The sequence below is a fragment of the Vibrio sp. EA2 genome, assembly GCF_033042495.1.
Taxonomy (GTDB): domain Bacteria; phylum Pseudomonadota; class Gammaproteobacteria; order Enterobacterales; family Vibrionaceae; genus Vibrio.
Map to the genome: position 1 here is coordinate 18,304 of NZ_JAWLID010000025.1, position 12,777 is coordinate 31,080.

The 12,777-nt window shown below is 43.5% G+C and carries 13 protein-coding genes and 1 pseudogene; 3 read left to right on the forward strand and 11 right to left on the reverse strand.

Annotated elements, in window-relative coordinates:
• Nucleotides 1-115 precede the first annotated feature (115 nt).
• Nucleotides 116-994 (forward strand): aspartoacylase, encoded by an 879-nt coding sequence (locus tag RXX31_RS23535; protein ID WP_317592054.1) that lies wholly within the window; start codon nucleotides 116-118, stop codon nucleotides 992-994.
• A 146-nt stretch (nucleotides 995-1,140) separates the two neighbouring features.
• Here the strand turns inward: RXX31_RS23535 and RXX31_RS23540 are convergent, their stop codons facing one another.
• From RXX31_RS23540 to RXX31_RS23585, 10 genes are all read right to left on the reverse strand, one after another.
• Complete coding sequence (locus tag RXX31_RS23540; RefSeq protein ID WP_317592066.1) at nucleotides 1,141-2,160, reverse strand: nickel/cobalt transporter; 1,020 nt, start codon at nucleotides 2,158-2,160, stop codon at nucleotides 1,141-1,143.
• A gap of 104 nt (nucleotides 2,161-2,264) precedes the next feature.
• Nucleotides 2,265-2,945: a DUF1007 family protein gene (locus RXX31_RS23545; protein ID WP_317592055.1), complete on the reverse strand. Its 681-nt coding sequence runs from the start codon at nucleotides 2,943-2,945 to the stop codon at nucleotides 2,265-2,267.
• Between the two features lie 52 nt (nucleotides 2,946-2,997).
• Nucleotides 2,998-4,011 (reverse strand): GTP-binding protein, encoded by a 1,014-nt coding sequence (locus tag RXX31_RS23550; RefSeq protein WP_317592056.1) that lies wholly within the window; start codon nucleotides 4,009-4,011, stop codon nucleotides 2,998-3,000.
• Complete coding sequence (locus RXX31_RS23555; RefSeq protein WP_317592057.1) at nucleotides 4,001-4,561, reverse strand: carbonate dehydratase; 561 nt, start codon at nucleotides 4,559-4,561, stop codon at nucleotides 4,001-4,003. The genes RXX31_RS23550 and RXX31_RS23555 overlap by 11 nt, the downstream gene beginning before the upstream one ends.
• Nucleotides 4,562-4,605: 44 nt before the next feature.
• On the reverse strand, nucleotides 4,606-5,940 hold the full coding sequence (locus RXX31_RS23560) for a dihydroorotase (protein ID WP_317592058.1): 1,335 nt from the start codon (nucleotides 5,938-5,940) through the stop codon (nucleotides 4,606-4,608).
• Nucleotides 5,941-6,023: 83 nt separating this feature from the next.
• Nucleotides 6,024-6,494, reverse strand: coding sequence for a Fur family transcriptional regulator (locus RXX31_RS23565; RefSeq protein WP_317592059.1), 471 nt, complete (start codon nucleotides 6,492-6,494; stop codon nucleotides 6,024-6,026).
• A gap of 4 nt (nucleotides 6,495-6,498) precedes the next feature.
• A complete protein-coding gene (locus RXX31_RS23570) occupies nucleotides 6,499-7,167 on the reverse strand; it encodes a DUF1826 domain-containing protein (protein WP_317592060.1) in 669 nt (222 codons plus the stop codon).
• Nucleotides 7,164-8,369: a zinc metallochaperone GTPase ZigA gene (zigA, locus tag RXX31_RS23575; RefSeq protein WP_317592061.1), complete on the reverse strand. Its 1,206-nt coding sequence runs from the start codon at nucleotides 8,367-8,369 to the stop codon at nucleotides 7,164-7,166. The genes RXX31_RS23570 and zigA overlap by 4 nt, the downstream gene beginning before the upstream one ends.
• 31 nt (nucleotides 8,370-8,400) lie before the next feature.
• Nucleotides 8,401-9,225, reverse strand: coding sequence for a metal ABC transporter permease (locus tag RXX31_RS23580; protein WP_317592062.1), 825 nt, complete (start codon nucleotides 9,223-9,225; stop codon nucleotides 8,401-8,403).
• A complete protein-coding gene (locus tag RXX31_RS23585) occupies nucleotides 9,215-9,946 on the reverse strand; it encodes an ATP-binding cassette domain-containing protein (protein WP_317592063.1) in 732 nt (243 codons plus the stop codon). The genes RXX31_RS23580 and RXX31_RS23585 overlap by 11 nt, the downstream gene beginning before the upstream one ends.
• A gap of 150 nt (nucleotides 9,947-10,096) precedes the next feature.
• Between RXX31_RS23585 and RXX31_RS23590 the strand changes: the two genes are divergently transcribed.
• Nucleotides 10,097-11,065, forward strand: a complete 969-nt coding sequence (locus tag RXX31_RS23590; RefSeq protein WP_317592064.1) for a zinc ABC transporter substrate-binding protein — start codon at nucleotides 10,097-10,099, stop codon at nucleotides 11,063-11,065.
• A gap of 420 nt (nucleotides 11,066-11,485) precedes the next feature.
• A pseudogene (locus tag RXX31_RS23595) lies at nucleotides 11,486-12,126 on the forward strand (transposase).
• A gap of 54 nt (nucleotides 12,127-12,180) precedes the next feature.
• Here the strand turns inward: RXX31_RS23595 and RXX31_RS23600 are convergent.
• Nucleotides 12,181-12,777, reverse strand: a 597-nt coding sequence (locus tag RXX31_RS23600) for a bile acid:sodium symporter (protein WP_317592065.1), incomplete at its 5' end; no start/stop codon positions are given.

Sequence of the window (12,777 nt, forward strand, 5' to 3'; positions counted from 1 at the left end):
TATATTGACAATTCAACCATTCGTTATGTTATAACATAACGAATGGTTGAATTACAGAGTTTGGGTAAATAGACTTAACTAAACTCATCGCCAAAGCTAAATGGGAGAAGTGCTGATGAAGGAAAAAATCAATAATATTCTGCTTGTCGCTGGAACACATGGAAATGAATTATCTGGCATTTATCTGCATAAATTGATCCAGAGAGGATATTATCCTGTTGATAGAACGACTTTTTCTACATATTCGGTCATTGCCAACCAAGAAGCGGTGAAGCAAGGTGTCCGTTACATTGATAGCGACTTGAATCGAGAGTTCTCTGCATTAAATGAGAAGGCAAGTAATTCTAATTCGCATGAGAACATCATCGCTCGTCAATTTATTGATAAGTACACACACAGCAGTAATCAACTCATTATTGATCTGCACAATACAACAAGTAATATGGGGGCAACTTTAATTTTGCTTTCCAATGATGTGTTTTATAGGAAATTGGGCGCGTATGTTAAACAGCGAATGCCGTCATCACATATCCTTTTCGAGGAGCGAAAAGAATGGCAAGAGCAGCCTTACCTTTGTACTAGCAGGCAATATGGAATAATGATTGAAGTCGGGCCGCAAGCGCATGGTGCACTAAATTATAGCACGTTAGAGTTGATGAAACAGATGCTTACTGCTGTATTGGACTATGTTGAAAAACACAACCTCAACAGAATAGGCCTACTGAGCGAGTACGACGCTTTTTTTTACACTGAAGAAATCAAAATTTCACTAGATCAAGAGGGTATGCGACAAGCCTTAGTGCACCCTACTATTTGTGGCAGAGATTTTGAGAGAGTCAAGCCAGGAGCACCAATTTTAGCGACTTTCGCTGGTTACGATATTCATTGGAATGGACAAGGGGATATTTACCCGCACTTTATCAATGAGAGCGCCTACAACAAAGCCAACATTGCAATGGCTCTCGCAGAACAACGTCGTGTTTCTCCTATATAACTCCAAGATACATCTGGGCAATTCTTGACTGTAGCGCCAACAAATTGAGTCTAGTGGGACGGTTCTTGAGCAACACCACAAACATGTAAGATAAGTAAAGCCATGTAAGCGTTACGGTTTTAAAACCCCTTGCTTACATGGACAAATTATAATATCGGAGACATACCGTAACTCTGCCCGCCAATCAGTATGAGCCCAAGCATAATCAGCAATACGCCACCGATAAATTGTAGAAAATAACCTACATACACCCAATTTGGGTTGGTGTTTCTTTTCGAAGCAGTCAAGTAACGTTTGACCAATTGCTTACTGGTTAAGGTCATTACCGCGATGATGGATGTTGTAAATGCAGTACCTATCGCCATGACTATCGCGCTAGCTACCCCCATCCAGTACAAACCAACCATATTGGCAAACAACAACACCATAATAGCGCCTGTACAAGGACGAATTCCAATACTTACAACAATTCCAACATACTCTCGCCAATTTGCGGCATTGTTGATCGCTTTTGCACTGGCAACATGTTGATGCCCACATCCACAGATCTCCATGTTAGTTTTCTGTTGATTGCTCATTACCAGTGGCGCTCGTTGAGTCAAAGGATAAACACCGTTTTTATTACCAAGTAACGACTGATCTGAACCAGCCTTAATCGTGAGTGGTGTCATACGAACGAACTTTATTTTCACAGGCCTCATTGTACGGTAAAGCTTCCTAGCTGCTTTCCAACAGATTAAACATCCGAGCATCACCACTAATGCAAAACTCAGTGAAACAAAAAAATTTGCTTGTTGATTAACCACTCGCATTGAGGAATTGAAGCCCCATAACAGAATGCTCACCAACGCAATCGCTACTAATGCCTGACATAATGCTGAGAAGGTGGTTAAGAGCAAGCTATTTTTTACTTTGGTGGGATGAGTGGCTAAGTAAGTCGTAACAATGACTTTGCCATGCCCAGGTCCTAACGAATGAAGCATCCCATACAAAAAACTCACTCCAACCAAATAGCCTCCGGCCATCCAAGGATGGGCTTGTGCATCGTATAATAAATCTGCTAGTTCGCTATTCACTTCTCGTTGCCACTGTAAACTCGCTATTATCAGTGAAGGCCACGCCAGCCAGAATTGATACACACTCATCACCATAAACATACAAGCCATAAAGGCAACAATATAGCGGCACCAGTTATGCGCAGGACGTTTCATTTCATTGCGCGGTGAAAATGAATTCAGTTGTTTCATTTCTATCTCTGATAGTTTGTTGTTCAATGGGCTTGTGGAACACTTGCACAATGGAAGTTCACTGTTTGCGTAAAAAATTGACCCAACGTATAGTCAGGATCCTCATCAACGGCGAGAGACATAGCATAGCTCACTTGTTCTGGCGTTGGATTTGGCGCTACCAGAGTCAATTTACATTGTCGAGAAAGTTCGTCAGACAATTGAATATCGCTGACAGATACCCACGCCATATCAATGTAATAGCTCGGGTCCATAATCAGTAAACGTAATGAATCTCTCGTAACGGGGGTTGGTTTGGAAAGTGGTAACTCAAAGCTAAGCACTAACTTTGCTCGATTTCTCTTCAGTTTTTCGCTGTGAGCAACACTATATTTGATAGGCATGTCCCCATCATAAAAATAAGTGAAGTAATGCTCATACAACATATTACCCAGTACCGAGGCGGCCAATTTCCGCAGTGTCTCTTGCTCATGGTTAGGAGACATATCTTCTCCATCAAGCATATAGGCAGACGTCATCGGGTCAAAAGACCATTCCATCTTAAAGCCAGTAATCATGCCATCTTTACCTTGAATGTATGTTTTCATCTCAACCCATGAATGCGGATGAGCCTGAACCGTAAAGGCAAAAAATACGATGACTAACCCTAACCCGATACGGCAGTAAATATGTTGTAAGCGCATTTCTAAAAGAAATCTCATCATCGGACCATATCCATATTGAGTTGACGCTTGATAATAAAATGTATCTTTAAGATCATGATGACTTCTCCAAACATCGACATAATCTATCTTCAAAATGGTCATCTAGACCGGAAGAGATCAGTTCAAGGCGGCTTTCTGAACACTCGTCTAGTTCAAACTCTGTGAGTCCATCTGATGTTAGGTTGTAACCAAAAATACCGCTTCCCGTGATAAAAACCGCTTTCATTCGTTCGACCTTGAGGTCGAGCAGCAACAATCTCAGCTTTTGATGATCGAACACTTTCTCAGCGGAGATACGCCAACCGATACTGTAGAAGCCTTCCCCCTGATTGATCGCTTTTAGAATACCGCTCTCAGGCATAGGCAACTCAGGAACAAGCGACTTTTTCTCTCGTTCACGATAAAGAACAGGGAGCGTTTTTTGCACGTCAATATGAGTCGATCCCTCAAATTCATGAAAAGGGATAGCGCCATGCTCAGCAAAAATCACTTTTGTTTCTCGCAAACCGAGCTTTACTATATAGGTTGTTAGCTTTTGCTCATCTCCATCTTGATAAAGATCGCGCTTATTTCCTACCACTGTATCTGCGATAGCGATTTGCTGGTTAAACGTTTCATGCTCAGTGTACTTGGGATCTGATAGTTTACGTGCATCGACTAAAGTAATGTTTTTTTGCAACGCGAGAATTTGACGATAGTACTCGGTCGATAGCACTTGCAGTACTTCTTTAGGATGACCAAGGCCTGTAGGCTCAATCAACAATCGATCTGGTCTTGCTTCAGACAATAATTGATTTAAGGCGATTTGCATCGGAAGACCTGCTGCGCAGCACATACATCCCCCAGGGACCTCTCGAATAAACACTTGGTCTTGTTGTTTTTTTTGGCCTTGTAACAAGCAGCTATCAATACCAACTTCGCCAAATTCATTGACCAATACAGCCCAACGTTCATGGCTTGGTTTATGGGCCAATAAGTGCATTATTGCTGATGTTTTCCCCACCCCAAGAAAGCCGGTGATGATGTTCGTCGGCACTCTCGAAATCAGAGGCTTATTACAGTTCATTGGCAATTCTCCGATAGCCTTGGACTAGCTCATGGTTGGCAGAAACGACGGATTCGGAAAAAGCAGAATATTCTGGTGGAACTTTAGAGATGCTCTCTAAATCAAAACCGACACCAATATTGGTCATTGGCGGTACATGGAAACAAGCGGGTAAATCGAGGCCATCAACGACACAGTTATGACGAATAACGCACTTCTCACCAATGACACTATTGAATACGACGGAGTTGAAGCCAATGAAAACATCATCACAAACCTGGCAAGGCCCATGAATAATCGAACGATGAGCGATGGATGAGCGCTCTCCGATGGTCACCGCAGCCCCTGCCTTAGAATGAATCACGACACCATCTTGGATATTGGTGTCACGTTTGATCACGATAGCTTCCATGTCTCCATGGTTATTAACTTCGTCAGCTCGGATAACTGCATACGGCCCAATAAAAACGTTGTCCTCAATAATGACTTTGCCACAGATAATAGCGGTTGGATCAATAAAGGCTGTTGAGGACACCTGTGGCATATGGCCCGTTGGGTTTCTTCTTAACATAATGTTTCCAGTTTGTTCATGTTTCTTTCTTTGTGGTAAGTAACTTAACGATTGAAGGATAAACGCATCGCTGCGGCAGGTTTATCGATGACTTTGTTATTGGCATAAACCAGCACGCCATTGACCCAAGTCTTTTTAATTTGAGCTGAAAATTCATGTCCAGCAAAAGGCGACCAGCCACAGTGGTATAAACTGTTTTCGTGGCTGACTCGTGTTGGGGTATGAGCATCAACTAACACCAAATCGGCGTAGTAACCTTCGCGAATAAAACCTCTGCCTTGAATGCCATAGCGAATGGCTGGATTGTGCGCGGTTTTTTCGACTACTTGAGTCAAGCTCATATGGCCCAAACGAACATGATCGAAGAGTGTAAGTAACGCATGCTGAACTAACGGCAACCCCGCTGGCGCCTGCTCGTAAGGCACTTGTTTTTCTTGCCAAGTATGAGGCGCGTGATCTGTTGCAATGATATCTATTTGACCAGTATTTAACGCTGCCAATAGCGCGTCGCGGTCATTAGAGGATTTGATTGAGGGATTACATTTGATCAGGTTACCGAGCTCTGCATAATCTTTGCGACTGAACCAGAGGTGATGAACACAAGCCTCCGCGGTGATTGATTTATCTCGAATGTCTCCAGCATCAAAAAGTGCGAGCTCTTTCGCTGTGGTAATATGCAGCACATGCAGTTGGCTTTGATGCTTTTTGGCAAGTCCTACCGCATAAGAAGATGAAGCATAACAGGCCTCTTCGTCCCGCAAAATGGGGTGGTCTTGGATGGTAAACTCAGACGTTTTAAGCCGTTGCTTTTGATGATTTTGTTTAATAACAGCCCCACTTTCACAGTGAGTCACAATCAGTACTGGAGAGTCACGAAAAATGGACTCTAACGCTTGCGGGTCTTCGACCAACAAATTTCCCGTTGATGCCCCCATAAACACTTTCACACCACAATGTTGTTTGGGGTTAAGTTGTTTAATCTGTTCAAGATTGTCTTCGGTTGCACCAAGGTAGAAAGAATAATTCGCAAACGAGCTTTCTTTAGCGAGAGCGAACTTGCTCTCTAGCGAGTCAATAGTCGTCGTGGCAGGACTGACATTGGGCATTTCCATGTAGCTTGTAATACCACCGGCTACCGCTGCCCGCGACTCACTTGCAATCGTACCTTTGTGTGTTAATCCAGGCTCTCGGAAATGCACTTGATCGTCAATCATACCAGGCAGTAAGTAAGCTCCTTGAGAGTCAATCAACCTATCTCCGGGTTGTACAGATATATTAGTAGCAATCTTGTCAATTCTTTGATCAACAATACGTAAATCTGTTTCGGTAATGGAGCCTTCGTTGACCACCTGAGCGTTTTTAATCAATGTTGCTGACATAATTCATTCTTTTAGATAATTTGAAAAGGTAACCAATACTCGGCCACCTTGTGACGCTATGAAGGAGAGATCGTGGTCCCGTCTCATAGGAGGCGCTTTACGCATTCATCGCAAACACAGGAAATCTCAAATTGTGGGCTAAGAACAGTGAAACCTTCTTGTATGGCGTTCGCACATACGCTAGAAATAACATTGGCTTCAGCCGCTATTTCACTAACCTTTCCACACTGAGAGCAAATCAAAAACTGTGGAACGCCATGCTCCTGATCGCACGCGATTTGAGAACAAACGACGTATTTACTAGATGTATTGAGCTTATGGACAAAGTGCTCTGCTTCAAGGAAATCTAGTATTCGATAAACCGACATCGCTTGAATGTTTTGGGAAAAGTTGTGATTGCAGTAGTCAACCAGTTCGTAGGCAGAAAGCGGCTTCTCCGCATGTAGCAGCGAAGTCAGTATCAATTTCCGTTTAGTAGTGAGTTGTTTACCTCGCAGCAGGCAGATTTTCTCTACCTGCTTCATGACGTCATCTACCGTTTTGAGCTTTCTCATATCCCTAGATGAAATCCAATGTGAGTAGTAAGCGACGTTCATTGTCTGCAACATGAGGAGAGCGATGTATAAGTCCAGTGGCTTCATTGCCTTCCCAACCACTTCCTTTGAGCAGGGCAACATCGCCGGGCTGCATTTGTCGTATTGCACTTTCAGAGTCGTATAAGCCCGATAGGTGATCTGGTTGTCCAAGGCTACCTGCACCAAGTTTAGTGCGATCAATAACGTCGTTAGTCAGCCACTCCGTCGCTCGACCGGTATAAGTGGTGACCAGTCTGCAAGGCACGCGATCAAAGTGAAATTTCGGGCACATTGGGCTATCTAGACGAGTTAACCTCAAACCTGCTTCTTTCACATCAAACAAACAACAGAACATATCGACGATTAAGGCAATATCTTCACTCAATGCATCCGCGCACACATAGCCCTCTAACTTGCTTCGCACCCATTGTGCAGCATCATCTGGCGTGACACTTTGTACCAGTGCCAATCTAGGCTCCTGAGCCAACATCAGATCAATGTTTTTCGTCAGCTCTTTTGAGAGCGTTCGCTGCCATATGGCAATATTGTGCTCTGGTCTGTATATGTTGCTAAGTATGTGCGCTGATGTTGATATCGCTATCGATGACGCTCTTTGGACACTGGCCGGATCCTCAACGATATCAATGCTCATACCTCTTCCTCCCAGGCACTAAAAGGATCCGGTAGGGTTTGCCACAATGTTTGACCCGCAAGCAGTTCTTCTTCTGTCAGCAGGCATTGTTCAAGTGCTTCAATCATGGCGGCCTTGTCTAGGCCTTGACCAATAAACACCAGTTCTTGGCGCATATCACCAAATGGCTCGACCCAGTTTTCTTCTATGGCTTTGAGATATTCAGGGTCAGTCGGCCATTGCTCTTTAGGGATGGCTTTCCAAAACATTCCGGCAAAACCGTAATGAGCAATACCGCCCGCTTGATTCCACTGCCCGGCAAACTCAGGGCGAGAAGCCAACCAGAAATATCCTTTTGAGCGGATCAGTTTTCCAAAATGAGTGGTGCTGTGTAGAAACTGATAAAATTTTTCAGGGTGAAATGGACGTCGTGCCTGATAGCTAAAACTGCTGATTCCATACTCTTCGGTCTCCGGAACGTGTTCACCTCGCAGTTCTTTTAGCCAACCCGGGGCTTGCTGTGCGCGTTCGAAATTAAATAAACCCGTATCCAATATATCAGAGATATCCACCTGCCCATTTTGTATGGAAATAATGCGAGCATGTGTGTTTAGCGTTCTCAAAATAGCTTTCAAACGCTCGACATCTTCGGTACGAGCGAGATCGGTTTTACTGATCAAAATGACATCCGCAAACTCAACTTGATCTATCAATAAATCAGAAACACTGCGATGGTCTTCTTCGCCTAAATGCTCGCCTGTCTCCTGAAGAGATTGCGCAGCTTCGTAGTCACGCAAAAAGTTCACTGCGTCTACGACTGTCACCATGGTATCTAATGTGGCGACATCAGACAGTGATACGCCATTTTCGTCAGCAAAGGTAAAGGTTTCAGCCACGGGGAGTGGCTCAGAAATACCTGTAGATTCGATCACGAGATTATCGAAGCGGCCTTCTTGAGCCAGTTTGGTCACTTCTATCAGCAGATCTTCACGAAGCGTGCAGCAAATACAGCCATTACTCATTTCCACCAATTTTTCTTCTTTGTGATTGAGCGATACTTCGTTTTTCACCGTCGCTGAATCAATATTGATTTCACTCATATCGTTAACAATCACCGCGACTCGCTTGCCTTCGCGATTATTCAGAACATGACTCAGCACAGTCGTTTTTCCTGCCCCAAGAAAGCCGGAAAGTACAGTCACAGTAATTTTTTTCTGACTCATTTTGCTCACTCCAAAGTTTGATATGATTATTTTATGTTTCTTGTCGACGCTCTGTGTTTGCTCGCAACTTATGCCGGACGACCCAAATAATGCTCGATAAAATAAATAATCCAGTGGCGATACAAACCATCGTTGGTCCAGTCGGGGTATCTAGTAGATAAGAGGCACGTAGACCAATCACACTGGCACTACTGCCAATCAGCGCAGCAAGTATCACCATCATTTCAGGCGTTTGACTAAATGGCCGAGCGGTCGCTGCTGGAATGATAAGCATGGCGACAATCAGCAATACACCCACCACTTTAATGGCCACGGCGACCACAACGGCGAGTGCGATAGTGAGAATCAGTTGCTCTCGTTTTGGTGAAAAACCACTCGCTAATGCCAGATCTTTGTTTAGCGTCGATAGAAGAAGCCCAGACCAACGCAATCGAATCAAGCCAATAACTAATACCGTGCCTATCCAGATAATCAGCAAATCCGTTTTACTCACGGCCAGAATGTCGCCAAACAAGTAGGCCATCAGATCCATTCGAATACCGGAGAGAAATGAAACAGCCACTAGGCCAAACGCCAGCGCCGAATGCGCCATTACCCCTAACAGCGTATCCATCGCGAACCCTCGACCCGTGAATGAAGAAACCGTGATAGCCATGAGTAACGCAATAAACAATACGCCAGGGAAAATCGGCAGCGAAAAAGAGAGCGACAATGCGACACCCAGCATCGAAGCATGGGCCGTTGCATCACCGAAATAAGCCATGCGACGCCAAACAATAAAGCATCCTAAAGGCGCCGCTGCCAACGTTACACCAACACCAGCTAAACCTGCGCGCCAAAGAAAATCATCCAACATGTAATGAGTCTCCACTAATGTTGTGTACGGAGCTCTGATGTCGGTAGACTCCAAGGACATCATTGCCATCTAGACCAAAAAGTGCTTTGTATTCTGGAGATTGACTCACCGTTTCCGGAACACCTTCACAACATACTCGACCGTTTAAACAGATAACGCGGTCGGTTCGTTTCATCACCACATGCAGATCATGGCTGACCATTATGACAGCACAGCCGCTCTCCTGACGAATGGCCTCGATTTGTTGATAAAACCCCACAGTTCCTCGCTGATCAAGTCCTTGAGTCGCTTCATCAAGCAGCAATAGTGATGGTTCTTCTAACAATGCACGAGCCAGTAAAACTCGTTGCAATTGTCCTCCTGATAAGGACATCAGTTGCTGTTTCTCCAACCTTTCAACACCAGCCCGCCCTAACGCTTCCTGAATAGCCAGTTTTGAATGACGTAATGGCAGTGTTAAAAATCGATTCACCGTTATCGGTAAAGTTTCATCAATGTGAAGTCTTTGTGGTACGTAACCTATCTTCAAGTGGTCAGCACGTATCACTTGACCACTCGTTGGAAGCACCGACCCAATTAAGGTTTTTAATAACGTTGATTTCCCAGAACCATTGGGTCCTACAATCGTTACGATTTCGCCCTGATTCACCGACATGTTGACCCGATCTAAAATCAGGTGTTGCCCGAACCGGACAGACAACGCTTGTGAAGAAATCAACATCTACTTTCTCTCATTGGGGTTACTACTCGCTGCGCGATAAATTTTTAAACAGCGAAGTATGGGTTTCTCAAACCAATAGATATGTTATAACATAACAGTCGTAATTTGCAATGTGTACCATGTTTGATTAAAAATAATCAGGAGAACATCATGCTCAAACAAGCTTTATCTGGCATTGTCATCGCTTTAGCAGCTGCCTCTCAGGCTTATGCTCAAGTCCCGAAAGTGGCCGTTGACATCGCACCGTTACATTCTTTAGTTACTCAAGTCATGGATGGTGTTGGTGAACCCGACTTGCTCATTCGCCCCGAAGCCTCACCTCATAACTATCACCTACGCCCATCAGAAGCCAAAGCGCTTTCACAGGCAGATGTCGTGTTTTGGATTGGAGAAGGGCTAACACCTTGGTTAGAAAAACCACTTTCAAGCCTAGCAAGTTCAGCGACTAAGGTTGAAATGATGGAAGTCGAAGGAACCACACTGTATGGCTTCCGAGAAGGTGCAACATTCGAAGCGCATGTACATAGCGAAGAGGGACACGACGAACACCATGAACATGAAGAACATGATCATGACGCACATCATGGTCACCATCATCATGGTGACCATGACCCACACGTCTGGCTGGATCCTAAAAATGCTGAGGTTTGGGTAGAAGCCATCGCCAGCACATTGTCTAACGTTGATGCTGAACATGCGCATGTTTATAAAGACAATGCAAAAGCAACTATTATTCGTTTACACCAATTGAATGCTGAGATTAAAAAACAGGCCCAGTCACTCAACGGTATCAAGTTCATTGTATTTCACGATGCTTACCAATATTTTGAGCAGCGATTCCAACTGCTAGCATCTGGTGCGATTTCTATTTCTGATGCATCAAAGCCAAGTCCGGCACGCATCTCAGAAATTCGCCAAACAGTGAAAGATTTAGGTGTTACATGTGTGTTTACCGAACCTCAGTTTAACCCTGAATTGGTTAACACTGTATTTGAGAAATCTACAGTAACCACAATAGGTACAATGGATCCTATTGGTGCTAATATCGCTCCAGGTAAAGATCAATACAGCTCTTTACTGATGGCAATGATAAGTAGCCTTAAGCAATGCCATCGTTGATATTACTAGGCTCCCAGTTGTGCTCTATATCCCAGTATATCTAAATGTAGATATATGTTATCTAGAAAAACGCAAATAACAGGTAATAGCGGCTTGTAGGTATAAACCTAAAACCTACAAGCTGTACTGTTGCATCAACCGATATCACTTCTAGTAGCATCAACTGCTAGCGAGTCCCCAATCTCATTAACTCTGACACCAGAATGCGGTCTAACCTTTTCGACATCGAGATACTTTTCGGATCGAAGAGCATCGACTGCCTACCATAAGTGGCGATTCTGAATTAATTTCTTATCAGCTCGGCACCACCCTTCCTTCTTCCATGCACCACAATTTCAGAAGGATTTGTTACTTAAATCAATGAGACTAAATCAATAAGCTACGATCTCATCGGTTACGCCCATTAATCGTCGTAACTTCATGTCTAAACCTCGCTACAAAGCAACTAACTGGAAACAATATAGCCAAGCTTTAGTTAATCGCGGTCCACTGACATTTTGGATTGATGGAAGAAGCCATTCAGCTATGGAGTCAAATTAAATAGGAGAAACCATGGAAGACCTCGCTTGTTTAATGATTTAGCCATTACGACGGTTTTTATAGTTAAGCAGGTATTTTCAATGCCGTTGAGAGGTCTTCGAGGGTTCATTAACTCTATTTTTAAGCTTACTCAACTGCCTTAACTGCCTTTGTCATACCCTCATTATTCATGCATTAGACACTCACAGAGAGCTTCCTAATTTAATCAAAAAGACTCAACGAAGAATCATAGAGGTATCTGACGATGGTGCCTATGACACAAGGTTGTACTAAGAAGCCATCCTCATAATCTAGCTGTCGGGCGCCAAAACTAAATGGTCCAAGTAAGTATTGGTAAAATAAGTTCGGCTACGGCTACCATAAGCGTTCGCTCTCAGAGACGGCGATGTTCCGTGTGAAGAAACTGCTCGGTGGAACATTAAACTTAAGAAATTACAATGCTCAGATTGGTGTACGCCACGATAAAGGCGTTAAACAAGCTCACAGCGCTCGGTATGCCTGAAACGATGGTGATAGCCTAACAATTAGTCATAATTAGAGACGTTTTTAACGGAACTCTAATTAGGAAAAAAAGCTTATGTCTTTTCATATTTTCTGGCAATAACGGAACAATAAAATAGCTGAATCGGATGATATAGCATTATCGGTAATAGAATCATTCCCAGATTTGGATTGGCAGAGAAAATAACCTTTGCCATAGGGATCCCGGCAGAAAGCGTTTTCTTAGTGCCACAGAACAAGGCAGCTATCTCATCATCTCGATGCATATTGAAATATTGCGCTGTTCTCCTTATGAAGTGAGTAATAAAAAATATCACGACTAAACAGACAATAATGCAAAGAGACAGAGTACTGAGAGAAAAACTCTTCCAGACATCTTCTACTACCGCATCACTAAAAGCATTGAAAACAATGAAAATTATCACCAACTTATCGATACGATTAATAACATTACGGTAGTTATTTAATATTGAGGATAATAAAGGACGGCTTAATTGTCCTATTATCATTGGTACTAATATGATTTTTGTTATTGACAAAATCGTCTCAATTAACGGCATTGACTCACTTGCTTCCCCTGTAAGTAGTTCCAGCAATAGTGGAGTCAAAGCAACACCGATGACACTCGATAGCGAAGCATTAAAAATTGCACCAGGTACATTGCCTTTCGC